We start from the raw sequence: 25696 nt of genomic DNA on the forward strand, positions 1-25696 counted from the left end.
CTGTAAAGGATATGATCTTTTGGTTTCTTCATGGAGGTTGGGTACTTTTCGACAAAAACCCAACCCTCAATGCCTTATTAGAATGTCAAGTTAAGACCTAAAATCAAAGAACGAGACAATGGTAAACCGCCGTAATCGCCACCTTGTGGGAATGAGTTATCTCCACTTAAGTTAGTATTTACAGCATCTGGGTTCCAACCACCTTTGTACTTGTCTGCTCCAAACCAGTTTTCAGCTGTGAAATAAATACGAGCACCTTTTACATATTTTTTGCTGATTACTTGACCCAAATCATAACCTACAGTGATGTTACGAACTCTCCAGTAATCTGATGACCACAACCAGTCAGTGTTTTTGATACGTCCAAATGTAGAATAAGCCTTACCTCTCAAACCATCACCTGGGTTATCTACTGAACGCCAACGGTCTCTGTAAATACCCAAAGCGTTGTCTGTATAACCTTGACCAGTTCTGTCAACCGCACGACCGAACAATGAATATACATATCCACCTGATTGTCCTTGAACTAATACAGTCAAATCAAAACCTTTGTATTTGAATGTGTTAGTCATACCATATACCAAATCTGGATTTGGCTTGCCAGCATATACACGGTCGTTAGCATCGATTTTACCATCACCATTCGCATCAAAATATTTCGGATCTCCAACGGTTTGTGTACCGAACAAAGCCACTTTGTTATCAATATCGGCTTGTGTCAAAATACCTACTTGTTTTACTAGGTGATAAGCATACATTGGCTCGCCAACTTGCAATACACTGTGAGGAATATCAAATGACGATGGGATATAAATCGTTGCGTCACCTGCCCCTAAGTGAACCACTTGGTTTTCGTTATGACTCAAGTTAACCGATGTAGTCCATTGGAAAGATGAGTTATTGATGTTGCGAGAAGTTACCTCTAGTTCCCAACCTTTGTTCAATACTTCCCCGATGTTAGTCAATGAGGTAGCAAAACCTGTAGCTTGAGGAACAGGTACGTTCAACAACAAATCGGTATTGCGTTTTGTGTAATAGTCAAATGATGCAGTAAAACGGTTTTTCAAGAAACCAACATCTAAACCAACGTCGATCGTAGATGATTTTTCCCAAGTTAAATCTGGGTTAGAAATACGGTTTGGCGCTTGACCACCCGCTTGAGTACCTCCAAAATCATAGTTATAGAAGCCCAATGTAGAGATACTGCTATAATCACCAATGTTGTAGTTACCAGCTTTACCCCAGCTTGCACGCAATTTTAAGTCACTCACAGAAGATACATTCTTCATAAAATCTTCTTCACTCAATCTCCAACCAATTGAAGCTGATGGGAATAAACCCCATTTGTTGTTATCACCAAAACGAGAAGAACCATCGCGACGAACACTCGCTGACAACAAGTATTTGCCTTTATAGCCATATTGCACACGACCAAAATAAGACAACAATACGTTTTGTGTTTCGTTGGTATTACCTGTTACGCTTACTGCGGCATTCAAACTTGTAATGGTACTACTGTTATAACCACCGTTTGATGACATCGTTGATGTTCCGATTTTTGTCAAGTTATACGCATAACCAGCGACTGCCGAAATATCATGGTCTTGGTTGATTGTAGTAGAATACGACAAGGTATTTTCGTTTACCAAAGTTTGTTTTTTCAACGTAGAGAAACTACCTGAAGTAGACAAACCTGGCGTTGTAGTACGTGCAGACAAACTACCATTTACCCAGTCTGGGCTGTATCTTTTGGTTGACAAATCTGTATTATCAAAGTTGATAGAGCTTCTAAATGTCAATCCTTTTGCTAATTGATAATCTACAAAAGTTGAGAAAATCGTTCTAAACGTTTTTGTAAGACCAATGTTACTTTCTAACTGACGAATAGGGCTATTACGGCTTACACTCCATGGATATTGACCATATTGACCTGTATTTGCATCCAAACCATTTTCTTGTACTGGCGTCATACCCGCTACAATATGCAAAATAGCGTCTTTACCTTCTACCCCTGGGTCGTTTGCTTCTGAGTATGATGGTGCTAAGTTTACACCAAACTTCAATCTTTCGTTTGCTTTTACCTCTACGTTTGCACGAGCTGAGTAGTTACGGTAATAGGTATTCAAAACTGTACCATCTTGGTGAGTCATGTTACCTGACACATAGTACTTCACATAGTTATTTCCTCCACTTGCAGACAACTGATAGTTATTTACTTTACCTGTTCTGAAAGCTTCTTTTTGCCAGTCGATATAATTTAATCCTGGGTGACCCGCTTGAGCCCAACGGTCATCCAACATCAAGTTTGAGTTTACTGCTGTAGATGCCAAACCTAAGATAGCTCTTCTTTCAGCAGTCGTTTGTGAAGCAGTACGACCCGCACCAGAAGCTACCCACTGAGCATTAATCATCTCTGTTGCACGATCTACCCACTCGTCAGCACTTAACATATCCAACATTCTAACGGCTTTCGTAATACCCGAATAAGCATTAAAAGTAATTTTTGCTTTTCCTTCCTGACCCTTTTTCGTAGTAATCAATACTACACCGTTAGCCGCTCTTGAACCATAAATAGCCGCAGAAGAGGCATCTTTCAATACCTGAATGTTTTCAATATCATTCGGGTTGATATTGTCCAATGGGTTACCTGTGCTAAAACCACCAGAAGCATTTTGTCCAGATGTTTCTAAAGGGAAACCATCAATCACATATAAAGGCTCGTTACTTGCCGAAATTGAACCCGAACCACGTACTTGTACACTAAAGCCTTTACCAGGAGTTCCTGATGTTTGCTTTACTTGTACACCCGCCAATTGACCTACCAAAGCTTGGTCAACACGAGAGATAGGGCGTTGGTCTAAGTCTTTGGCATTGAAGTTTGCCATTGCACCTGTTACGTTCGCTTTTTTCTGCGTACCATATCCAACTACCACAACCTCATCCAATGATTTAATATCTGGCTTTAAACTTACATCTTGTTTTGTTTGACCATCAATAGCTACTTCTAGTTTTTCATAACCTACCGAAGTAAAAACTATCACTGCACCTTTTCCAACCGAAATAGAATAACCCCCATTTACATCAGAAGTAACACCACGCTGGCTGCCTTTTACCAATACACTCACACCAGGTACTCCTTGGTTGCTCGATGCGTCGGTAATTTTACCAGTCACCACTCGCTCCTGTGCTAAGCCAACATAAGAAAGCAAGCACAAAACGATCCATACAAATTGTCTAATTGATCTCATATAGTCTGTTTTTAATTTGGATTAAAAGATAATGGAGGGTTCGGACCTCTGTTTTACTATTTATGTACTGTCTTTTTATAAATAATTTGAAGGACACTAGGTACAAAAAGGCAATGAAAAGCCTAGCCCCTTTAATTTTCATAAAGGTTCTGGAAAGCTTTTCATTAGCGCAAATAGTGTCTTAGAATTAAATATTTAGAAGTCTAATATTTTAAGTAATCGTGCAGAATAAGATTAAAGTTATGTGTTTAGGCACTAGGCAACAGGCACAAGGCAAAGAGTGTTAAAATGTTTTTTATTACCCAATAGCAATGCTTTTTTCAAAAACCCACCGCCGAAAGCCGTTACCTGAAAGCCCCAAGCATAACCTTAAATTTAATTTTGCCCGTATTAAGCTCTAGGCTGTAGGCTAAAAATTGAAAAGTATTTCTCACGAAATAATTGAATCTTTTTTGCCTAATGCATACGGCTTACAGCCTAAAGCATTTTAATCAAGTGCTTTTAGGCATCTCGATAGTATTTCTTACGATTTCACTGCCAATGGTTTTAGGTCGGTCAATGAGGCTATCTTTACAGGCTGTCCTGTGTCTGAGCTTTTTCTTGCTGCTATCCCAACTAGGATAGCCATTGCTCCATCACGACTTCCTGCCGCCTGACGGTATGTGTCTTTGGCATTAGGATTACGGAAAATCTTATCTCTCAAGCGTGCATCTCCTCCACCATGTCCTTCAGCTTGTTGAATTTTGATGTATTCGATATCTCCAAAATTGCGAGAAAGCATCAACTCATCATAATTCTCAATAGTCATTTTGCCCGATTCTTTAATCCAAGCTTCCAAACGTCCTTTTGTTCCGTTAAATGCTATTCTATATCCTTCATAAGGTGAATATGTTGTTAACGAATAGGCTACATTCACACCATTGGCATAATGAATAGTGGCAGCCATTTTATCGAAAATATTAATATCTTCTTTAAACACACAACCGTCTCTCAAGTAGCCATCATGCTTTTCGTTTTCTACATAAAGCTTCGTTAAGCGGGTGTCTTTTGTTATATCCCAATAAAAATTACAAGACGTCTTGTGTGTACACGAACGGCAGTTAGTACCACGCTGTTCGCCATTTTTTCCGTAGTGCTCTAGCAACGCTTGTGCATATACGGATTCTGGTTCTGATTCTAGCCACCAGTTCAACAAATCAAAATGATGACTTGCTTTGTGAACCCATAACGAACCAGAATTTTCACGAAGTCGATGCCAGCGTCTGAAATAGTCTGCACCATGACGAGTATCCAAGTACCAATGGAAATCTACAGAAGTAACTTTTCCGATAGCTCCTTCACGTAAAAGTTCATAAATCTTCTGACGGTGAGGCGAATAGCGATAATTAAAAGTAACCGTTACCTTTTTTCCAGTACGCTTTTCAGCATCTAAAATAGCCTGACATTTTCCTTCGTCAGTAGTCATTGGCTTTTCGGTAATGATGTCAGCACCCAATTCCATCCCACGAATAATAAACTTATCGTGTGTAGCATCGACTGTTGTTACGATCAACAAATCGGGCTTGGTTTCCTTCATCATTTTCTCGAAATCTGTGTAAACATTACAATTTACACCCAAGAATTGCTTTGCTGTTTCGGCACGACCTGGATTGATGTCACACAAACCAACAAACTCAATTACATCGCCAAATTCTTTTACAACTGGGGTTCCCCACATACCCGTTCCACGATGACCTGTACCCACCATTGCTACTTTGCGTTTGGTGGTAGTATTGCCAAGCGTTTCTGATAAGTTTGCCATCAATAAACCTGCTGAGGCCAAGGATGTTTGCTGTAAAAATGCTCTTCGATTAAGATTGTTTTCCTGACTTTCCATTTCGGTAAGGTCTTTGATTTTCGGTTAACATAGGTTTGTAAAGTAAGTTTTGCAAAGAAAAAAACGCTTTAAATCAACTATTTATACTTTGCACTTTACAAATTATTTATTGTAAAATAACCTATTGTATCAAAACGAACCATCATGCCCCATCCTGTTTATACTGGATATTCTTTGAATAATACAATAAATATTAGTTGGTTGAAATTATTTGAAGTAAAAATGTGTAGACTACGTTGAGAAAGGAAGGGGAATAATCTTATTGTTATCGTGAAGGTTTGGTTAAACCATTGGTCAAATCTTTGAGTGTTTGAGCCATTCTTTCCACCTGGATATCTTCATTTTTAGCGGAAAAAACCCACTTAACAAACGCTTCTTGTTGACGCTCGTCCAACTTGTTAAATGCTTTTTCTGCAAAAGAATCTAGCGCTAGACACTCCGTAAATTCAGTTGGAATGGAAAGTGGACTTTCGTCCAAAAACAGTTGAATATACACTGTATCTCCAGCCTGTTTTTTAATCTGCTTACGAAGCTCAGCTTTAAGGGGCAAAAACAAATGCCCATTGCCCATAGGCATCAATTTGTAGCGTGACAATTGAAATGAATCGATAGAACCTTTTACTTGTATCCAACCAAATGGATTTTGTGAATTTTGAGCAATAGTAGGTAAAGCCACGTATGTCCAGCCTCCTTTTCCTTCAAATTTTTGAATAGGTAATATCGCATCTATTAATAATAGATCAGGCATTGCTCAAGTTTTGGGCCAAGGACTGAGTAGGCTTTAGCATAAAATTTACATTAATTATCGGTAGCATTTCTTGCTGTATCTGATTTCAAGTGCCTTCAAATAACGAATATACGATTAACTGATAACATCTTCTAACTTATATTCAATTAGCTGACGACATAAATCATCAGCTAATTGAAAGAATAATAACTCTCTATTTCAAAATATCAGAAACGGTCAGTTTGTCTTGAGCGATTTGCGCCTTCAAGGCATCTAATCCGTTGAATTTTTGTTCAGGTCTTACTTTCTGTACAAACTCTACTTTTAAGTTTTCGCCATAAATTTCTTTGTTGAAATCTAAGATATTTACTTCAATCGTTTTGTAAGTACCATCTACAGTTGGTCGGTTACCAATGTTTAGCATTCCTCTCAATTTCTCAGCATTGTAATATACCCAAACCGCATAAACACCATCTTGAGGAACCAGTTTGGTTTGTTCACGCACTTGGATATTAGCTGTTGGAAAGCCAATGGTACGACCTATTTGTTTGCCTTTTACCACCAAGCCATTTAAGTCATAGTTGCGACCCAAAAAATGCTGCGCTTGGGTCATATCTCCGTCTTGGATAGCTTTGCGAATCTTTGATGAACTCACCGCCACGTGATCAATATCTTGACGTGAAATTTCCTCAACGCCAAAACCATAACGACTGGCATTTTGAACCAGATAATCAAACCCACCCTCACGGTTTTTTCCAAAGCGATGGTCGTAGCCAATCACCAGAGTTTTAGTACCAATGGTATTGACGATTACTTTCTGGATAAACTCCTCCGAAGTAAGCTCCGAAAACTCTCTGGTAAACGGAATTACTAATAGATGTTGAACGCCATTTTGAGTCAACAATTCTATTTTTTCATCTAAAGTAGAAAGGAGTTTTACTTCCTGATTATCGGCCGACACCACCGTGCGAGGATGTGGATAAAAGGTAATAACAACACTTTCTCCTCCTGTTTGTTGTGCTACTTCTGCTAGCCTTTTTAATATTTTTTGGTGTCCCAGATGTACGCCATCAAATGTGCCACTGGTAACAACTGCGTTTTCTAGTCTTTGAAATTCTTGAATTCCGTAATATACCTTCATATCACAAAGTTAGTCTAAAAAAAATGTGGTACGACACAGTCGCACCACAAATCCAATAATATGCTATTTTACAGGAGCAACCGCTCTTTGGCTCACAAACTCTTCAATAGTCAAAGCATTAGCTACCTCAAACTCTCCAATACGTTCGCGACGAAGTGCACTCATATAAGCTCCTGATTGACAAGCTAATCCAAAATCACGTACCAAACTGCGAATATATGTACCTTTTGAGCAGACAATTCGAAAATGAATCGTTGGGAACTCTGAAGTCTCAATGTCAAATTTCTTCACTTCGACTTCTCTCGATTTTATTTCGATATCATCTTCTGTTTTTCCTTTTCTTGCCAATTCGTACAAACGTTTTCCTCCTACAGAAATCGCTGAATAAATCGGTGGAATTTGCAAAATTGGACCTGTCAATTGCGCCAAGGCATTTTGCATGATTTCTTCAGTAATATGTTCAGTCGGAAATTCACCGTCAAATTCAGTTTCTAAATCTATCGAAGGGGTGGTTTTTCCTAGAACCAATGTTCCTGAATATTCCTTTTCTTGCGCTTGAAAACTGTCTATTTGCTTGGTCATTTTACCTGTACAAAGAATTAGCAAACCTGTTGCCAATGGATCTAATGTACCTGCGTGACCTATTTTTTTAAAATTACCTGCATACTTCAATTTTTTGACTACATCAAAAGAAGTCCACGTAAGAGGTTTATCAATCAGCAACACCTCTCCAGGATCTTGCACAGGCTGATTTTGTTGATTTTCATTCATAAAAATTATATTTCTTGGAGTTGGTACAGTTTTTATAAAACCTTCCTTCTCATTTTACCATCAAATGTATTCTTTCATTACTCATGGTTCATATTATAGCCATCATTATGAAGGGAAACACTTTTATGACAAAAATAACTCCAGAATTTTGATTTTTCACATCATTGCTCCTAGACTACACTAAGTGTGTGTCCTGTTGCTAATAGTCCTAAAATGGTTAAGCCTACGATAATACGGTAAATACCGAAATATTTGAAGCCGTATTTATTCAAAATACTGATGAAAAACTTAATAGCCAATACCGCTACAAAAAAAGCAACAATGTTTCCTACAGCTAACAATTTTACCTGCTCTGAAGTAATAGCTCCTTCTTCTTTAATAAATTTTAGCAGTTTGTAACCAGTAGCTGCAGCCATAGTAGGAACCGCCAAAAAGAAAGAAAATTCAGCCGCTAAGCTACGAGTCAATTTTTGCTGCATACCACCAATAATCGTGGCAGCACTACGACTAAGTCCTGGAAACATGATAGCCAAACACTGATACGCACCAATTTTGATGGCAGTAATATTAGTAATATCCGCTTCTTCGTCAAAAATCGGTTTCTTAAACCAATTATCGACAAATAGTAAAATGATACCTCCAAGCAATAAAACCGTTGCGATAAATGCTGGATTTCCTAAATGTTCATCAATTAAATCGTCGAATAATTTGCCAAAAATTAAAGCAGGGACTACCGCCAACATCAACTTTACATAGAATTGCCATTTAGAAAAGTCAAAAAACTTTTTCCAGTATAAGGCAACAACCGCCAAAATAGCGCCTAGTTGAATACATATCTCAAAAAGTTTGGTAAACTTATCATTCTCAATTCCAAGAATCGAGCTGGTTAAAACCATGTGTCCAGTAGATGAAATAGGTAAAAATTCGGTAAGTCCTTCGATGATGGCTAGAATAATAGATTGAATGATAGACATATAATGTTTAAGTATCTTTTAAGTAGGAAATATTAATGGCTCAAAAATACAAAAAACAAAAAGAAGAACCTGTTTTCATATCCAGATTTCCTCTTTTTGTTTTTTAACGGTAAATATTAATATGATTTAATAGTAGGAAATTATTTTTCCTCTAAGATTTCTTCAAAATAGCAAAAAATTCAATGGTAAACCCTGCCAATACTACCAATGGTCCGAGGGTCAAGCCTAAGAAACCAAAGCCAAACTCCTCTTTATCCAAACTCATGATAAAGAATCCTGCAAGAACAACAACAATACCCAACAACATCAATGTATAGTTGGCTTTTCCGAATGGTAATTTTGATGAATTTGACATAGTTTTCGAATTTTATTGATATAAAAGCCATTATGGCTTCGAAGTTCACTTTAATAGTTTAAGCCTTTACAATCTTAATTTTAATAAAGATCATCCAAAGACAATTTGAGATATTTATCGACCGAGCGAAAAGTACTTGTTACTCCAACTAATACGCCAATCATCAAGATGATAAGGATTAACAAAACCATCTTATCTATTTCTTGTAAAATCACCAGGCCATCTACTTTATTAACAGCTAATTGTTGGGTAACAATCAACAAAGTACTTGCAATAAAACCACTGATCAGACCTTGTAAAGCACCTTTTGACACAAATGGCTTACGGATAAAAGAATCTGTAGCCCCTACCAACTGCATACTGCGAATCAGAAAGCGCTGTGAATATAGTGCGAGTTTGATGGTATTATTGACCAGCATAATGATGATAACCAGCAACAACAAAACAAAACCTGATAAAATGAGATATATCTTAGAGATATTTTTGTTGACTTCGTCTACAAAGTTTTCTACATAACCCACTTCTTTGATTCCTTGGATACGTTCTAGCGACTTTTTGATTTCTTTCAATCTACTTTCGCTGAAATATTCTTCTTTGATTTTAATTGAATAAGAATTCAGTAAAGGGTTGTTGTTTTTGCCTAATAACTTATGAAAATCCTCCCCTGAGTCTTCAATAAACTGCTTTGCGGCAGCATCTTTTGAAATAAAGTTAATCTGAGCAGAATTATCCTTAAAAAGAACAAATGGATATTTTGCAATTTGCTTGTAAATCGAATCCAGTTTGGCATTGGACAAATCATTGTCAAGATAAGCCTGCACTTCTACATTTTGACGAACGACCTCTGCCAATTTGCGAGCGTTGAGCGTCAAGAGTCCACAAAGACCAATTAAGAACAAGGCAATTGTTAAACTCACAACTACCATCAGGTTAGGGGTATTTCCTAGTTTTTTAACTTTTGGCATGATTTTACAGTGCGATTTGGAGCGTAATCTTCAATGCTGCGCAAGTAATTCGTAGGTTCGATTGTTATACAAACAAAATTACTTGTTTTTCATTGCAATAATATACATTTAACGCTTTTTAACAAAAAAGCCGTCTGATAAACTCAAACGGCTTTTGCTATCAGTTGAATTAATTTCTACGTTCGATTTCGTCTCTAATTTTGGCTGCTCTTTCATAATCCTCACTTTCGATAGCTTCCTCAAGCATTTTGTTGAGTACTTCTACTGGATTATCTCTGAGCATTTCACCAAATGATTTTTTAGGACTTGGCGTTTCAATTGCCTCCTCATCGTCGTCGTGCTGAGAAGTCTCATTTACAGAAATACCTGCTTCAGACAAAACGTGCTCGGTTGTATAAATTGGCACATTAAAGCGTAGACCAATCGCTATGGCATCGGAAGGACGAGCATCTATAGCAACATCTCGTAAGCCATCCGAACATTGGATTTTGGCAAAAAATACGCCTTCTCTTATATCTGTAATGGTTATTTCGTTAACTGTGTAGCCAAATGATTTTGCAAATGTCTTAAACAAATCATGTGTCATTGGGCGGTTAGGTTCGATTTTTTCAATTTCAATGGCTATTGCCTGAGCCTCAAAAGTTCCGATAATAATAGGTAAACGACGAGGTCCGTGCTCCTCTCCCAAAACAAGTGCAAAAGAACCTGTTTGTGATGAGCTTGGCGACAATCCCAATATTTCTAGTCTTATTTTCTCCACTTTGTAAGAGCTTATAATGAATAAACGGTTGAATTCCTACCAACATTGTCTACAACCTTGCCAAACAGTCTCACTATGCCAATTTGGCATAACCAGTAGGATTTATGCTGATAACAAAGATATAAACCTGATTAATTTTAAAAAAGTTTTCGTCCTGTTTGTTTTGCTAAATTAAAAGTAGGATTATTTGTTGTTTTAGAAATATACGTATCCCTAATTGTATTTCATACTGATTATTAAGGCTGTACAAAGGATTTTAAGAATCATCCATTTCGGATATTGGATGTTGGATTGCGGAAGTATAATCTACTTTATAAAACCCTATTTTGTAAAAAATGAAGGTATTTGCAATAATTCCGAAATCAGAAATCCCAAATCAAAAATTGTTTAAAACCGTTGTGCAATACCAACTGACTATTCATAAAAAAGACCTACCTCTTTGCGAGAATAGGTCTAATTTGCAACAGCAAGAAATTTCGGTTTATCAATATGTCTTGTTATAAAATCTCTGAATAAGTCAGGATTAACCTTTACTTCGCTGCTTGAATGGCTTTTGTCAAACGAGGCAATACATCAAATACATCACCAACAATACCATAATCAGCAGCTTTGAAGAATGGCGCTTCTGGATCTTTATTAATTACCACAATCACCTTAGAAGAGTTGACACCCGCCAAATGTTGAATGGCTCCTGAAATACCGCAAGCGATATATAAATTAGGAGAAACTTTAATACCTGTTTGACCTACGTGCTCGTGGTGAGGTCTCCAATCCAAATCAGAAACAGGTTTAGAACAAGCCGTAGCCGCTCCTAACGCATTGGCAAGGTCTTCCACAATTCCCCAATTTTCTGGCCCTTTCAATCCACGACCTGCCGATACCACCAAGTCTGCCTCTGGTAACGATACTTGTCCAGATGCTTTATGTGTACCTGTCACCTTTACGGCAAAATCAGCATCGTTCAAGGCTGGTGCAAAATTTTCAACCGATGCACTACCATCGCCCTCAACCACATTTACCGCATTTTTCTTTATCGCAATCACTTTCTTGTCAGCAGTCAACGCTACAGTCGCAAAGGCTTTCCCTGTGTAAATACTTCTTTTCACCGTGACACCACTAGAAAAATCTGGTAAATCCACCACGTTTGACACAATAGAAGCTTTCAACTTGGCAGATACTCGTGCCGATACGGCATCTCCCAATGAAGATTTCGATAAAATGACAAACTCTGCTGAAGTCGCATTTACAGCCTCCGCTAATACACTTGAATAAGCCTGAATCGAGGCAACATTCAAACGAGCATCAGACGCCCACAATACTTTGGTTGCTCCGTAATTGCCAGCGATGGCCAAAGCTTCATTGCTAGACTCGCCAATGGCAAGAACTGTTACTGAACTACCTTTTGCTTTGGCAACTTCTGAGCCATAATATATTGCTTCTAATGAAGATTTTTTGATTGAGCCGTTATCTAATTCGGCAAAAACTAAAACGCTCATAATAATATCGTTTGTGTGCTAATCAATAAAAACTGTTATCTGTTAATCGTATATCTGTTATTAGGTACTTCATGCTTCTCTAAATAACTATCTGATTTTAAACACTTTTTAATTAACACGGTTAAATGCTTGGAATAAATATTTGATTGAGAATCTTACAAAACCTTAGCTTCGTTTTTCAACAAATCAATCAATTTTTCTGCCTCTTCAGCAGGAATCATTTTTACAGCTCCTTTTGGTGCAGGAAGCGCATATTTCTCTGTAATAGTCAACCCTACCCCAACTGGCTCTACAACTTTTAGAGGTTTTGTTCTAGCCGACATAATGCCTCGCATATTTGGGATTTTCCACTCAGCAATTGGTTCTTGGCAACCTAATACCAATGGCAATGAAGCTTCAATATCTTCTTTTCCTCCTTCAATTTCACGAGTCATTTTAGCAACACCTCCATCAATTTCTAATTTCATGACTGGCGAAAGCGACGGAATTCCCAACATCTCTCCTACTAAACCATGTACCACACCACTGTTGAAATCGATAGATTCACGACCCATCAAAATCAAATCGTAATTTTCTTGAGAAGCAATATGTGCAATTTGTTCTGCAACAAAATACGAATCTGTCGGTTCGGTGTTCACACGAATAGCATCGTCGGCACCAATTGCCAAACATTTACGGATTACTTGTTCAGACTCAGCCTCACCCACGTTCAAAACTGTTACGGTGCCACCATGCTGTTCTTTGAGTTCGACTGCACGAGACAAGGCATAATCGTCGTAAGGTCCGCAAATATATTGTACGCCCGTTTTGTTAAACTTGGTATCACCATCGGTAAAAGAGATTTTAGCGGTGGTATCAGGGACATTGGTAATACATACTAAGATTTTCATAACAATTAAAATATTATGTTTACAGTAGATTAATCGTACAGCTTGAATATTTCACTATACCGAGGATATTTTTAACTTTTCGAACAATATCCTGATGCAATATTAACGAAAAGTTTTAAAAATAGTATGCAAGCATAATAATTTTTTCAAAGTTTTTTACAAACCCTTTTATTTAGAGCAAGATGAACCAATTTCGCCTTGAACAATTGCGTAAATTTTATGAAGAAGAGCCAAATGACCCGTTTAATGCGTATGCATTGGCAACAGAGCTATTAAAATTTGACCTACAGGCAGCAAGACAACTATTTGAAGAATTGATAACAAATCACCCTAATTATTGGGCAACCTATTATCATGCTGCGGCGCTTTATACTACTTTAGAAGAATTTGATTTGGCTGAACAGACCTACCAAAAAGGAATTGAGATTACAGCAAATCTCCAAAATGAAAAGGCTTTGAAAGAACTAAAAGGAGCCTATCAAATGTTTTTGGATGAGAGAGAAGAATGGTAAACCGTTTCGGGTTTGGGATATTAGATTTTGGATTTTTCGTAAAATGATCAATTTATTTTCTTGAATAATCAAAGTTTATCTAATTCAAATTAAAAAAATCTGAAATCCAATATCCCAAATCCGAAATCCAATTAAACCTTTCCATTTTCAAACGTTCTAAGAAATATAACAAACTCCTACGCGGAGCGTTTACTAGTAAAATCACAACGAAAGTCATGAACTGCAAAAAACACATATTGCTTTTCTTCATCCTAATCTTAGGTTATGGATGCTTGGCTTGGGGAATGAAATCTACTTCATTCGTCAACTCAGGAAGAAAAGCGTTTATTGCAACTTCAAGTATTTCTGGTGTATATGGAGTAGTAAAAAACACAACTCCATCATTTGTTTTGGCAGATGACAACGAAACAGAACCAGAACATACTTCAGACTTTGTATCAGTTGTTGGTTTTCTTCCAGATTTTAGTGCTTTTTTTGATGCCTTTGTATTACCTGAAAATTTGGTAATATGGAAATCTACTGGCACCACTTTTCCTTATCACATCAATCATCTCTACGTGCTTTTCCATGAATGGAAATATTTACTTTTCTAATTGCTTGTTTTAATACGTTGTAAACTCATTTTCGGTTGCAACAGTCATTTGGATACTGACTTTTCGGTTTCCACAGTATTATCTATTCGTTTTCTAATCATTATAGTATTTAAAGCCATGAAAACTAACAAGCTTTTCGGAGGAATGGAAGCATTGGGAGGAATTAGCTTCCGTCAAACAGTTGTTGCTTTTACAGCTCTTATCATGACATTGTTCCAAAGTCAAATCTTTGGACAAGCTAATCAGATAGAAACCCTTAAAGGGATGCAACAAAGTATTGCTTCATACGATGCAGATGTACGTGAGTCTATATTGACCACCAGTCAATATCCTGTGGCGTTGGCAACGATTCAAAATTTGCGTAGTCAGGCTCAAAACTCATTTCAAAACGTTATTAAAGACTTTAATCAGAAAAAACAAGGCTGGTTTTACGAGCTAACACGTTATCCAGATTTGTTACACACCTTGGCTACCACTCCAAGCGGTAAAAGTCGTGATGAGATTGAAGCGATGTTACCCAACAAAGATGAAAATTTGGCAACTGCGGCATGGAAACTTTATCGTCATCACGAAGATGATTTAGACAAAGTAGATCAATTGTATCAACAAGCGGAGGATGGGTTCAAAAAAACCATTCAGCCACTTGACGCCACAGCGCAAACTGCTTTTACTACATTGGCAAAATATCCAGATGTAATGTTATTCTTGAATGACAATTTGGACATTACGCAACAATTAGGTAAAAAGTATATTTCAGATCAAAGCGGTTTAAAAACTGAGTTGGCTGCACAACATGATAGTTTGGTCGTTCAAAATCAAGCGCAATTGGCTGCCTACAAACGTGAATTGGATAAAAATCCACAAGCCAAACAAGAGTTGAACCAAGCAGCTAAGGATTTCGCCAAAAGCAATGGATATATCCTACCCAATGGTCAAATCGCTTATGGTAATGGATATGGTTACGGGTATGCAAATCCATACTCATATTGGTTTGGTTATCCATATTGGTATGGCTCAGCTTTGTGGTATCCTGGAGCATATTGGGGCAGTTTTGGGATGAGTTATGGTTTTGGAGGCTGGGGGTTAGGCATGTTTCCTGCCTACGGATTCTCAAACTGGTTCTTTAATGGCGGTTATTATATGAATTACCCAAATTTGTATCGTCATTACGGAAATTATTACCGTAACGTAGTGGCTAGCAGACCTAATTATTATCGAGGAAATACCTTTAGTGGTACAATGAATAACCATTTTACTGCTTCTAGAGGTAATAGTTTCAACGGAGGTAATCGTCCAAGTTATGGAGGAAACTATGGAGGAGGATTCCGCTCAGGAGGTTTTTCAGGGGGCGGTAGAAGTTTTGGCGGCGGCGGTGGTAGACATCGTTAATAGATAAAAATCATTCTCAATTTAGTGAGTTGGGATTGAGTGATTATGTTAAAAATCAAAAAAGCGGTCGAAAATTGTTTTTCGACCGCTTTTTTAATGCTACTATGCTAAATATGACTTAGCTTAAGACACAATCATTGCGTCTCTACTGACAGAATACAAATTTTCACATAATCACTAAATTCGAGATGACTCCTATTTTCTGTTTAACAAAATACAAGAAATCTTGATTCTCTTAAATACTTATATTCGATCCAGCCACATAACTAGTTGTCCAAGCGGCTTGAAAATTAAATCCGCCTGTTACAGCATCAATATCCAGTACTTCTCCTGCAAAAAACAATCCTTTAATTTTTTTAGACTCCATCGTATTGGGGTTGATTTCGTTCAAATCTACGCCTCCACAAGTAACAAACTCTTCTTTAAAGGTAGTTTTTCCAGCAACTGTCTGATTACAATTGATCAAGTTTTCGGTAAGTTTATTGAGTTGTTTGTTTGAAACATCAATCCAGCGCAGTTGTTCATCTATTTCGGCTAATTCACATAAACGTTTCCATAAACGAGACGGTACACCCAATAATTGGTTTGACTGAATCACTTTTTTAGGATGAAGCTTTTTTTGAGAAATCCATTGCTCACGTACCTCATTTTCAGTTGTTTCGCCACACCAATTGATTAATGTAGAGAATTTATACTCCACCTCAGCCAATTCTTTGGCGCCCCAAGCCGATAACTTTAAGATAGCTGGACCCGAAAAACCCCAGTGCGTTACTAATAAAGGGCCATCCTGTTTGAGTTTTTTCCCTGCAATTTTGACGTTAGCATTGGGCACACTCACGCCTGAGAGATCTTTAAAAACTCCCTCTGGAGTATTAAAAGTAAATAAAGACGGTAATGGGGAAAGAATATTCAAGCCCAAATCTGCCAGCCAACGATAACCCTCAACATTCGGGTTTCCTCCTGTAGTGACCAACACGGCTTCTACTTCAAGACTTGTTCCATCTAATAGATCAAGGACAAATCCAGTCTCTTCTTTCGGGTGGATTTTGGATACACCTGTCGAAGTTTTTACTTGAACGCCTTTTCTAATAGCCTCATTTTCCAAGCATAAGGCGATGGTTTCAGAACTATCTGTGGTTGGAAACATACGTCCATCCGATTCAATCTTTAACGCTACTCCTTTTTGTTGAAACCAATCAATAGTACTTTGAGGATTAAAGGTTTTGAAAAGTGGTTTCAGAAAACTTCCTCCTCTTGGATAGAACTTTGACAATTTTTTATCATCAAAACAAGCGTGTGTCACATTACAACGCCCTCCACCCGAGATTCGCACTTTGTTGAGAACCGTCCTATTTTTTTCCAATAACAAAACTTCTGCAGCAGGATTTTGCTCGGCAGCTCTGATAGCACCAAAAAAGCCAGCAGCTCCTCCTCCTATTACGACTATTTTTTTTCGACTCATTTGATTTTTTTATCTACGACTTTTTAATTCTGATACTGTTCGAGCTTATTTCTCGTTTTTTTAGTCAAAAAGCCCCAGACTCTTACGTTTATTAGTACGAAATTAGTAAAATTGTAGTCTTTTAGCTTAATCCCAAAAGCCTAATCTGAAATTACTTTCAAAAAACCGCTTTGGGACATACCGCCTCAATCGAAGATATTCATACCAGAATGGGTCTAGAAAACCCAGTAAAATTGTATTATGAAAACCAGTAAAATTAAGTTTTTATTTTTTCTAGCTGTACTCGGAATCGTTTTATATTATTGGGGTCAACCTCATCCTTTTCAGCAATTTAAACACGATGTTTCTAACATTTTTAACGGTAAAAATGAAAAGAAAAAAGAGCCTTGGACTCGTGAAGGACGCGAAGACAATGTAGCTAGCGACACAAAAGAAAATGACACCGAAGCTTCTGACAATGAAGCCAGTGACACTAAAAGCTCCTCCAAGAAAGATAACTCTATCGTAGATATTCTGAAAGATGCCGTGGAGGAAGGCACCAAGACTTTACCCAATATTAAAGATGAAGTCTTCAAGGATAATAGCTCTTCAAATGTAGTTTTCAAAGATCTTGACAAATACAAGCCTTACTCTTCGAAAGACAACGAGATTGTACGTCATACAGGCTATATGTTGAGCTATCAGGAGGACTATGAACAAGCATCTTGGGTGCTGCATTTATTAAAGTCAGAAGCAGCAAAGGGGAATGAACCCCGCTCGAATGAATTTATGGCTGACCCTGAAGTATCTACGGGTTCGGCAGTTACTCAGGATTACTCTAGATCGGGTTATGACAGAGGTCACCTTTGCCCTGCTGGTGATTTTAAATATGATCACGAATTGCAAAATGAGACCTTTTACATGTCCAATATGAGTCCACAAGCTCCCGATTTTAACAGAGGTATTTGGAGTGATTTGGAAAGTAGAGTCAGAAAATGGGCACAAGATAGAGGGGATTTGATTGTTGTAACAGGACCTATTTTACGCCAAGGATTAGAATTTATCGGAAAACGCAATCAAATAGCGGTACCCGAATATTATTACAAAATTGTATACGACCCAAGAGACAAACAGGCTATTGCTTTCTTGATGCCAAATCAAGCTTCCTATGAAACGGTTCGCTCTTTTGCCGTGAGTATCGATAGTATTGAGAAGAAAACAGGAATTGATTTTTTTGCTAAATTTCCAGAATCTCTACAAAAACAAATAGAATCTGGGGTGAACGTGGATGACTGGTTCTAAACAAATTGAGTGAATGGTGATTGGTAGATTTTGTGATTATTTCAGTTGTAAATATGCAATGCATTGCGTTTAAAGCTATGTCAACACGAATTTCGTCACAAACATGTATCATCATATATCATAAAATACGAATCATATTTTATCATTTCAATAAATTATCGACGCTATATTTTTGGGTTAAAGAGATTTTTTGAATCTTTGTCAAAAAAGCAAATTGAAGAAAACTGCTGAATATGATTTCTAGCATTTCTGGTTCAATTTAATTTTATACTAACCAACAAACGGTTGAAAAACCAACAAGTACTTAAGTGTTTTAACCCCCTGTTTTATGAACAAAGTTTATTTGAGTGATTCGGGTCCTAAAGTTTCAGAAGCGGTTTATGGATTTTGGAGATGGACTAACAATGGCGAACAGACCATTAACCAGATGGAAAAAATCGTAAATCTTTGCCTCGAATTAGGAGTAAATACTTTTGACCACGCAGACATTTATGGTAATTCTTCTATTGAAGAGTATTTTGGTAAATTAATCAAAAGTAAAGGGGTCAAAAGAGAAGATATTGTTTTATTCAGTAAGTGTGGCGTTCGTAAATCAAACAAAGGATATACGTATTTTGACAATTCTGAAAAATACATTTTAGAAAGTGTAGATAACTCTTTGAAGCGCCTTGGCACAGATTACTTAGATATCTTTTTGTTGAATCAATTAGATATGATTAGCAATCCTGAAGAAACGGCACAAACGCTTCGTGAGTTGGTAAACATTGGCAAAATCAAACATATTGGTGTAAGTAATTTTTCGGTATTCCAACACCAATTGTTAGAATCATATTTGCGCAAACCCATCGTTACCAATCATATTGAACTAAACTTAGCCAACACCTCTGCTATTGAGGATGGTCGTTTAGACTTTATCAAACAACGCTTTAGCAAACCATTGGCTTGGGCGCCATTGGCAGGTGGAAAAATCCTTGATGGCACAGATTTCAAATCGGCAATTTTGAAAGAAAAATTAGCTGAGGTTGGTCAAAAATATGGTGCTAACATCGAGCAAACTGCGGTAGCATGGTTGATTCAACTAGGTACTTTACCAATTATTGGATCTTTGTCTGAACAACGTATTCGCAATGCTGTGAGCGCTACCGAAATCAAATTGAACCACGAAGACTGGTACGAGATTTACAACGTAGCCTTGATGAAATAGATTGATTTTTTTGCTGTTGTTGGAAAGAGCTCCAACAACAGCAAAAATTCTAAAGAACTATCTTCTTAAATTATCGCATATTACGGCAGTCGCAATACCAGCGTTTAGTGACTCTGCACCACCGAATCTTGGAATTGTAATTTTATGCGTAACGACCTCCTCTACTGCTTCAGAAATCCCATTCGCTTCATTACCTATGATGATATACCCACTCGGCGCAAAATTGAGCGTGTGTACATTTTCTGAGTCCAAAAATGCCCCATATATCGACTTTTGTTGACCTTTTAAATACTTCACTAAATCGGTATAAAACAAAGAAACTCTCGTAAAAGAACCCATCGTTGAAGATATAACCTTGGGATTATACAAATCTACAGTGCCCTCCGAACAAATAATCTTTTGAATACCATACCAGTCTGCGATACGAATAATAGTTCCCAAATTGCCGGGGTCACGAATTTCATCCAAAACCAAAGCATATTCAGTCTCATTCAACAGTAACTCTTGATTAGATTTTATCTTGGCAACCGCAAGCGCCGCGTTGTTCGAACTAAATGTACCAGCCTTTTCTAATTCTGCCTGTCCTACAATTTCGGCTCTCAAAGGTTGTTTGTCTAATAGAGGTTTAGTTTCTTTGTAAAAATCCTCAGTGACATACAACGACTCCAGCTCAAAATCAGATGAAAGTAGTTCAACCACGCTTTTGGCACCTTCCACCACAAAAGATTGGTATTCTTGACGAAACTTTTTTTGCTGAAGAGAATTAATGTATTTAATCTGATTTTTTGACAACATAAAGCAATATTTTAAAAGGTTAGTCGCTGTATATCAGCACCCTTGTTACATATATTAAGTATGACTTTGAGACATTTTTGCATATATCTCACATTGATTGGTATGGGTAGTTGGCTTTCGGGCTGTACTACTTCAAACATATTTTCTGACCCTTTGCTGTATTCTCAAAACTTTCGTGGCAACCGAAAAATCACTACTGAGAATTTAGAACCGCTATTGCCCCAAAAACCCAACAAAAAAATTCTGCGAACACCCATTACCCCTGGTTTGTATTTTTATCAGCTTTTTTCTAAAGATTTTCCTAAAAAGAAACTTCAATGGGAATATGAACTTACAAAGTTAAATGAGGATTTTGAGGAACAAATAAAAGGGCTTGATATTAATTCGAACGAATACAACAAACTTCTTCAAAAGAAGGAAAAAAAGGCTCAAAAACTTACCCGAGCCATTGCTGAGGGCAACTGGGCCATGCGTACATTTGGTGAACCTCCTTCTTATTTTTACAAGGATGAGTCTGAGAAAAACGTTGAGAAAATCAAAACTTACTACAAAAATCATGGCTTTTTCTTAACCCAAGTTTCTTATAAAGTCGACTCTTTGTTTATCAAAAAAGGAAGTGTAGCGGTTACCTACGTTATCAATGAAGGTGTGAGTTACCCTATTGGGAGCAACGATTCGCTGGTGGTGAAAGATTATAAAATTTTGCAATTATTAGAAAAAAACAAAAAGCAAAGTTTTCTTAAATCAGGCGAACGACTCACCCTTGAAAATTACAACGCAGAAAAAGACCGTATTGAAAGTCTATTGAAGAATAATGGTTACTATGCTTTTTCCAAAGACTTTTTAAGCCTAAAAATAAATGCTTTAGATACTGCTAAAACTGGAAAACTACAGGTAATCACCTACATTCCAAGTCCTGATCGTACTCCTCGTAGCAACAATTACTCAACGGCATATAATATTGGGAATATTCAATTTATTGCCGATGGTACCTATGCCAATGCTTATCGTACTACGGTCGATACGGTGTATAGTCCTAATATTCAATACATTTTTGTGAATAAAAAGTTTTCACCAAGTGTATTAGATACCAAAATTGATTTAAGAAAGCATCAAGTATTTAGCCAAGAAAAAATCAACCAAACCCAAAAGAAACTCTATGGTTTGGAGCAGTTCCAGTTTACTCGTATCAATCTGGATACCACCAAAGGCGTCATAAACGCTTCAATTTATGCCAAACCTTTAGACAAATACGAATTTTCGGTCGAAACAGGTGGAAGTGTGTTTGCAGGTGGAAGTCTTAACAACTTGGTACCCGGACCGTTTTTGAATACTTCTTTCAAAGCTAGAAATATCAATAACAGCGTCAACTCTTTCGAAACTACCTTTCGATTTGGATTTGAGGCTCAAGCAGGCTTTTTAAGACCCGACTCGGTAAACCGAAATCTTGAGTTAGGATTAAATACCTCGTTTATTATTCCGAAAATATTATTACCTGAGGGTCTTGCCCAACGTTTCGAGAACTACTCTCCACAAACGCGTATTAGTGTGGGTGGCGAGTTTATAGGTCGCCAAGAGTATAACCGTTTTGGCTTTAAGGTTGCCAGTACTTTCAATTGGCGTCCTTCGCCCAACAAATATTGGCAAGTATCCCTTTTTGATGTCAACCTTGTCAATACCAGCAATCAAGCACCTGCTTTTCGTAACTTTTTAGATAGTTTGTTACGTCTCGGGAATAACCTCAAACGAAGTTTCCAACAATCATTTATCTCCAGTATGAGTGCCACATACACTTATACCGATAACCCGTATGGACAACTCAAACAAGGAAAATATTTAAAGTTGTTTTTTGAATCTGGCGGTACTACCTTGAACCTAATCAAAGGGAACAAGTTTGGTTTCTTGACAAATCTTTTACAAGATTCTTTACAATTTTATCGCTTCATCAAAGCCAGTGCCGATTACCGAAAATATATTCCTATTGGGCGTAGTGATAAAACGCTTTTGGCATATCGAATCAATACGGGAGCAGCCTTTGCGTATGGGGCTGACAAGGATTTACCTTATGAAAAAAACTTCTTTATCGGTGGTCCCAACAGCTTGCGAGCATGGCGTCCGAGGGGCTTAGGACCAGGTTCATTTACGGGTTCGTTTGATAACCCTGGGAGTATTATTTTGGAAACTAGTGCCGAATTACGTTTCAAGATTATTCGTTTTTATGGAGATTTGAACGGAGCGCTTTTTGCCGATGCTGGTAATGTTTGGAGATTCCCGAATCAAAACACGGCGGGTTTGACAGGCTCAGACTTTCAGTTGAATCGTTTTTACAAAGAAATCGCAATGGATATTGGTTTTGGTTTGCGCTATGACTTGTCATTTTTCGTGATTCGATTCGACTGGGCTGTACGCGTCCTCGACCCTGCCTTTAAAGGTGACAACTGGGTATTTTTGAGAGATAACCTCAAAAGTCCGCTCTATCCCGAACAACCCTATTCAAATCCTTTGACACTTAATTTTGGTATTGGGTATCCTTTCTAACAATGGCAATTGTGTAAATTATATAGAAGTGTATTTTTCAGAAAATCGATGAATTCTACGTCGCTTTTTGCTGATAAATATTAACTAATGACAGTTGATTAAAACAAGATTTTTCTTTACCTTAAATCTACTATTAGGCATTATCCAGACTCAAAGTTTGGCATCAAAACCAAGATAAAGTCTATAGGCAAAAATATATTCTTGACCTCAAAATTATAATTGCCATGATGATCTACAAAGCCTCATTAGACAAGCTCGCAAAATTCACCTCGATCGGAATCACGGTGTTATTTGTATTTATGGCATTTTTCCTATTCCCTGTGCTAAAAAACGAAAGTTATTGGGTTACGGTTCTAGTGATTGTGTTGTTAATATCTACTTATGTGATTAGTTTAGGCTACAGTCCACGAGCCTATCAAATTACAGAAGATATGCTTGTCATCAATCGACTTTTTTATAATGCCAATTATGAAAGACGAAAAATCGAAAAAGTTGAAATGCTAAGCAACGAGCAGATGGGATTTGCTATTCGTACATTTGGTGTTGGAGGGCTATTCGGATATTTTGGCTATTTCGCTAGCAAAAACCAAGGTTCAATGTTGTGGTATGCGACTCAACGCGAAAAGTTTGTAATGATTCACCTTGAGGGAAACAAAAAAATCGTCCTTACTCCCGACGATCCCATTGGCTTTGTCTCAGATTTAACACTTTAGTTATTGTAGAATTGTGAGTTCTGACTTCCAACTATTGCAGATTTCGGATTTCTGATTTCGGAAATAAAGAAAAACATCTTTGTTTGTACAAAATCCTGAAGGTTACAATTCCGAAATCCAACATCCGATATCCGAAATTGTATCACATTCCTTCGCACAGTCCTAGTTATTAATATTGATAGTTAGCGGGTTTATACATTCACTCGCTAAGCAAAATCATGGGTTGAGAACTGTTCCTATTACAAAATTCAGCTTCGACCTAAGCGCCTTTTCTATCAAAATAATAAAATTCAAGTAGCTTCTTTAGAAAAAAACGCCTACTCCATTAAACATTTCTGTCTATAATCTATCAAAGCGTTATATATTCCCACTCCAACAATCACCTTATGAAGCAATAATTTACTGAATATTTAAGCTCCTAAACGAGCATACATATTTCTTTAAACTGGGTCAAAAATCGCTAAAACTAAATTTAGTCATGACTATGATTGCTTCAACTCTCAAAAGAATTTCGCTTTTGAAAAAAGTGCTATTCTTTACCGCTTGTTCTCTTTTCATTCAAGTAAAAACTTATTCATTCTCCGATCCAAAACCCATTAGCGTTGACAGTTTACGCTATGGAAAATTTGGAAAACTAACCATGTATCATCCCAATGGTACACCCAACTCTTTGGTGCTCTTCGTTTCGGGTGACGGAGGCTGGCAGTCTGGGGTATTAAGTATGGCTCGTTATTTGGCCTATCAAGGTGCCTTAGTCGCAGGAATTGACGCCAAATCTTTTGCTGCTTCAATGGCAAAAGACAAGGGTGCGTGTTCTTATCCTGCTGCTGATTTTGAGCAATTAAGTATGATGCTACAACGCAAATATCATTTTGCCACTTATCAAAAACCCATTCTTGTAGGATACTCTTATGGCGCAGTATTCATTTATGGACTTATCGCTCAGGCACCTGCTGGTACTTTCAAAGGCGGAATTTCACTTGGATTTTGCCCAGATATAGACCTCAAAAAACCGTTTTGCAAAGGCAATGGTCTTTTGTATCATGTGCTCAAAGAAGGCAAATCGTATTACTTTGACCGTGTCGAAAAACTTCCTGCTCCCTTTATTGTTTTAAACGGTGTAAAAGACCAAACTTGTCCTTACGATGCTACTGCTTCATTTTTGAAAGGTATCAAAAATGTAGAACTTATTACGTTGCCCAAAGTTGGACATGGTTTTTCGTACACTGGTAACTGGTTGCCTCAGTTCAAACAAGCTTACACCAAATTATCTCTCAATCCTGCTAAAGTACTTCCTGCAAGCCTTAAAACAGACCTTCCTATCGATGTTGTCGAACCCAAAATTGCGACTAATAAAGAACTTCTTTTCTTTATTTCGGGAGATGGTGGCTGGACGAGCTTTGACCAAGGTATTGCCAATGCTTTTGCAGATAAAGGCGTTTCAGTAGTAGGGTTAGATTCTCAGAAATATTTTTGGAATGCTCGTACGCCTGAAGAAACAGCTACAAAAATTGCGGAGATAGCGCAATATTATTTGCAATATAAAGAAATCAAATCATTCCATATTATGGGGTACTCTTTCGGAGCTTGTGTAGCACCTTTTATTGCCAACAAACTACCCGAATCTCTCCGAGAAAAACTGTCTGGCATCACCCTTCTTTCGCCAGATACTAAAGGAGATTTTGAAATCCATGTAGCCGATATGCTCAGTTTAGGAGGCAATAACGACCCTTATGATGTACTAAAAGAAATGGAATTATCCCACTCTTTAAAACGACTTTGTCTATTTGGAAGTGATGAAGATACTGACATCACCAACTCATTTAGAAAAACAGGAGCAAAAGTCGAAATTCTCCCAGGTGGACATCATTTTGACAATGCTTATACAAATATTGTGAATAAAGTTTTGGAAAATTAGGAGCGAAGATATAAAAGTTGCAAATAGTTCAAAATCAAGTATTTTATCCTAAAAAATATATTTTTTAGTCCGTCAAAAAATCTAATAA

At 37.4% G+C, this 25696-nt stretch carries 21 protein-coding genes; 8 read left to right on the forward strand and 13 right to left on the reverse strand.

Annotated elements, in window-relative coordinates; translation table 11 throughout:
- Nucleotides 1-77: 77 nt before the first annotated feature.
- The 11 genes from QM481_RS00595 to QM481_RS00645 all read right to left on the reverse strand — a co-directional run bounded on the left by QM481_RS00595 (nt 78) and on the right by QM481_RS00645 (nt 13203).
- A complete protein-coding gene (locus QM481_RS00595) occupies nt 78-3248 on the reverse strand; it encodes a SusC/RagA family TonB-linked outer membrane protein (protein WP_166549397.1) in 3171 nt (1056 codons plus the stop codon).
- Nucleotides 3249-3771: 523 nt separating this feature from the next.
- Nucleotides 3772-5124, reverse strand: coding sequence for a Gfo/Idh/MocA family oxidoreductase (locus QM481_RS00600; protein WP_283380240.1), 1353 nt, complete (start codon nt 5122-5124; stop codon nt 3772-3774).
- Nucleotides 5125-5389: 265 nt separating this feature from the next.
- Complete coding sequence (locus QM481_RS00605) at nt 5390-5872, reverse strand: YdeI/OmpD-associated family protein (RefSeq protein ID WP_283380241.1); 483 nt, start codon at nt 5870-5872, stop codon at nt 5390-5392.
- Nucleotides 5873-6065: 193 nt separating this feature from the next.
- On the reverse strand, nt 6066-6992 hold the full coding sequence (locus QM481_RS00610) for a bifunctional riboflavin kinase/FAD synthetase (RefSeq protein ID WP_283380242.1): 927 nt from the start codon (nt 6990-6992) through the stop codon (nt 6066-6068).
- A gap of 63 nt (nt 6993-7055) precedes the next feature.
- A complete protein-coding gene (truB, locus tag QM481_RS00615; RefSeq protein ID WP_283380243.1) occupies nt 7056-7763 on the reverse strand; it encodes a tRNA pseudouridine(55) synthase TruB in 708 nt (235 codons plus the stop codon).
- Between the two features lie 170 nt (nt 7764-7933).
- The gene (locus tag QM481_RS00620; protein WP_166549402.1) at nt 7934-8737 is read right to left on the reverse strand and encodes an undecaprenyl-diphosphate phosphatase; all 804 of its coding nucleotides are present in this window, start codon (nt 8735-8737) and stop codon (nt 7934-7936) included.
- Between the two features lie 151 nt (nt 8738-8888).
- Entirely contained in the window at nt 8889-9092 is a 204-nt protein-coding gene (locus QM481_RS00625; RefSeq protein ID WP_095164055.1) for a DUF3098 domain-containing protein, read from the reverse strand.
- An 80-nt stretch (nt 9093-9172) separates the two neighbouring features.
- The gene (locus QM481_RS00630; protein WP_283380244.1) at nt 9173-10057 is read right to left on the reverse strand and encodes a cell division protein FtsX; all 885 of its coding nucleotides are present in this window, start codon (nt 10055-10057) and stop codon (nt 9173-9175) included.
- A gap of 169 nt (nt 10058-10226) precedes the next feature.
- Nucleotides 10227-10817, reverse strand: a complete 591-nt coding sequence (locus QM481_RS00635) for a bifunctional nuclease family protein (RefSeq protein ID WP_166549405.1) — start codon at nt 10815-10817, stop codon at nt 10227-10229.
- 530 nt (nt 10818-11347) lie between these two features.
- Nucleotides 11348-12313 (reverse strand): electron transfer flavoprotein subunit alpha/FixB family protein, encoded by a 966-nt coding sequence (locus tag QM481_RS00640; RefSeq protein WP_283380245.1) that lies wholly within the window; start codon nt 12311-12313, stop codon nt 11348-11350.
- 155 nt (nt 12314-12468) lie between these two features.
- On the reverse strand, nt 12469-13203 hold the full coding sequence (locus QM481_RS00645) for an electron transfer flavoprotein subunit beta/FixA family protein (RefSeq protein WP_095164051.1): 735 nt from the start codon (nt 13201-13203) through the stop codon (nt 12469-12471).
- 182 nt (nt 13204-13385) lie between these two features.
- On the opposite strand from QM481_RS00645, the gene QM481_RS00650 reads away from it, so the two are divergent.
- The 3 genes from QM481_RS00650 (at nt 13386) to QM481_RS00660 (ending at nt 15697) form a co-directional block, all read left to right on the forward strand.
- Nucleotides 13386-13715 (forward strand): tetratricopeptide repeat protein, encoded by a 330-nt coding sequence (locus QM481_RS00650; protein WP_283371230.1) that lies wholly within the window; start codon nt 13386-13388, stop codon nt 13713-13715.
- 215 nt (nt 13716-13930) lie between these two features.
- Nucleotides 13931-14308, forward strand: a complete 378-nt coding sequence (locus tag QM481_RS00655) for a hypothetical protein (protein ID WP_283380246.1) — start codon at nt 13931-13933, stop codon at nt 14306-14308.
- Between the two features lie 117 nt (nt 14309-14425).
- Nucleotides 14426-15697 (forward strand): hypothetical protein, encoded by a 1272-nt coding sequence (locus QM481_RS00660; protein WP_283380247.1) that lies wholly within the window; start codon nt 14426-14428, stop codon nt 15695-15697.
- Nucleotides 15698-15932: 235 nt separating this feature from the next.
- On the opposite strand, the gene QM481_RS00665 is transcribed toward QM481_RS00660, so the two are convergent.
- On the reverse strand, nt 15933-17159 hold the full coding sequence (locus QM481_RS00665; protein ID WP_283380248.1) for a BaiN/RdsA family NAD(P)/FAD-dependent oxidoreductase: 1227 nt from the start codon (nt 17157-17159) through the stop codon (nt 15933-15935).
- Between the two features lie 240 nt (nt 17160-17399).
- Here QM481_RS00665 and QM481_RS00670 point away from each other — a divergent pair, with 240 nt between their 5' ends.
- Nucleotides 17400-18440 carry a DNA/RNA non-specific endonuclease gene (locus QM481_RS00670; RefSeq protein ID WP_166549411.1) on the forward strand — a complete coding sequence of 347 codons (1041 nt, stop codon included), beginning with the start codon at nt 17400-17402 and terminating at the stop codon, nt 18438-18440.
- 328 nt (nt 18441-18768) lie between these two features.
- Complete coding sequence (locus QM481_RS00675) at nt 18769-19644, forward strand: aldo/keto reductase (protein WP_166549412.1); 876 nt, start codon at nt 18769-18771, stop codon at nt 19642-19644.
- A 57-nt stretch (nt 19645-19701) separates the two neighbouring features.
- On the opposite strand, the gene QM481_RS00680 is transcribed toward QM481_RS00675, so the two are convergent.
- Nucleotides 19702-20439: a TrmH family RNA methyltransferase gene (locus tag QM481_RS00680; protein ID WP_283380249.1), complete on the reverse strand. Its 738-nt coding sequence runs from the start codon at nt 20437-20439 to the stop codon at nt 19702-19704.
- 60 nt (nt 20440-20499) lie between these two features.
- On the opposite strand from QM481_RS00680, the gene tamL reads away from it, so the two are divergent.
- The 3 genes from tamL (at nt 20500) to QM481_RS00695 (ending at nt 25608) form a co-directional block, all read left to right on the forward strand.
- Complete coding sequence (tamL, locus tag QM481_RS00685) at nt 20500-22977, forward strand: translocation and assembly module lipoprotein TamL (protein ID WP_283380250.1); 2478 nt, start codon at nt 20500-20502, stop codon at nt 22975-22977.
- A gap of 224 nt (nt 22978-23201) precedes the next feature.
- Entirely contained in the window at nt 23202-23690 is a 489-nt protein-coding gene (locus QM481_RS00690) for a PH domain-containing protein (RefSeq protein WP_283380251.1), read from the forward strand.
- 478 nt (nt 23691-24168) lie between these two features.
- Complete coding sequence (locus QM481_RS00695) at nt 24169-25608, forward strand: AcvB/VirJ family lysyl-phosphatidylglycerol hydrolase (protein WP_283380252.1); 1440 nt, start codon at nt 24169-24171, stop codon at nt 25606-25608.
- Nucleotides 25609-25696: the final 88 nt, after the last annotated feature.

This window comes from Flectobacillus rivi, from assembly GCF_030056655.1.
Lineage (GTDB): Bacteria > Bacteroidota > Bacteroidia > Cytophagales > Spirosomataceae > Flectobacillus > Flectobacillus rivi.